At 68.3% G+C, this 1,297-nt stretch carries 1 protein-coding gene; it reads left to right on the top strand.

Annotated elements, in window-relative coordinates; translation table 11 throughout:
- Window positions 1-66 precede the first annotated feature (66 nt).
- Window positions 67-1,269: an acyl-CoA dehydrogenase family protein gene (locus ACFUEL_RS39755; RefSeq protein ID WP_380243109.1), complete on the top strand. Its 1,203-nt coding sequence runs from the start codon at window positions 67-69 to the stop codon at window positions 1,267-1,269.
- The last annotated feature ends 28 nt before the right edge of the window (window positions 1,270-1,297 follow it).

The following is a 1,297-nucleotide window of genomic DNA, read 5'->3' as shown; positions in this document are numbered from 1 at the left end:
GCAGCCACGCGCCGCGGAGCCCCCCAACCCCACCCTCATCTTCACGAGCATTCACGGAGCCGCACGATGGGACGCCTCGCACAGACCGACGGCCTCACCGAGATCCAGCGGGACATCCTCGCCACCGTGCGGGAGTTCGTCGACAAGGAGATCATCCCGGTCGCCACCGAGCTCGAGCACCGGGACGAGTACCCGACCGCCATCGTCGAGGGCATGAAGCAGCTCGGCCTGTTCGGGCTGACCATCCCCGAGGAGTACGGCGGCCTCGGCGAGTCGCTGCTCACCTACGCCCTGGTGGTGGAGGAGATCGCCCGCGGCTGGATGTCGGTCTCCGGCATCGTCAACACCCACTTCATCGTGGCGCACATGATCGCCGCGCACGGCACCCAGGAGCAGAAGGACCACTTCCTGCCGAGGATGGCGGCCGGCGAGCTGCGCGGCGCCTTCTCGATGTCCGAGCCGGGCCTCGGCTCCGACGTGTCGGCGATCTCCACCAAGGGCGTCCGGGACGGCGACTCCTACGTCCTGAACGGCCAGAAGATGTGGCTGACCAACGGCGGCACCTCCAGCGTCGTCGCGGTGCTGTGCAGGACCGACGAGGGCGGCAGCACCCCGTACAAGAACATGACCACCTTCCTGGTCGAGAAGACCCCGGGCTTCGGGCCGAACCCGACGGTGCCCGGCCTGACCGTGCCCGGCAAGATCGAGAAGATGGGCTACAAGGGCGTCGACACCACCGAGTTGGTGCTGCAGGACGTCCGCGTCCCGGCCGACCGGGTCCTCGGCGGCGTCCCCGGCCGGGGCTTCTACCAGATGATGGACGGCGTCGAGGTCGGCCGGGTCAACGTGGCCGCGCGCGGCTGCGGGGTGGCCCGCCGGGCGTTCGAGCTGGGCATCGCCTACGCCCAGCAGCGCACCACCTTCGGCAAGAAGATCGCCGAGCACCAGGCGATCCAGTTCAAGCTCGCCGAGATGGCCACCAAGGTCGAGGCCGCGCACCAGATGATGGTGATGGCCGCCCGCAAGAAGGACAGCGGGCAGCGCAACGACCTGGAGGCCGGGATGGCCAAGTACCTTGCCTCCGAGTACTGCAAGGAGGTCGTCGAGGACTCCTTCCGGATCCACGGCGGCTACGGCTTCTCCAAGGAGTACGAGATCGAGCGGCTGTACCGGGAGGCCCCGATGCTGCTGATCGGTGAAGGTACGGCGGAGATCCAGAAGATGATCGTGGGACGCCGGCTGCTGGAGGAGTACCGGCTCGCCGACTGAGGCCCCCCTCCCGGCGTGTCTCTTAGAC

The sequence above is a fragment of the Kitasatospora sp. NPDC057198 genome (assembly GCF_042670125.1).
Classification (GTDB): Bacteria; Actinomycetota; Actinomycetes; order Streptomycetales; family Streptomycetaceae; genus Kitasatospora.
Note: the sequence above shows the minus strand (reverse complement) of the source record. Positions and strands in the feature narration are given on the sequence as shown.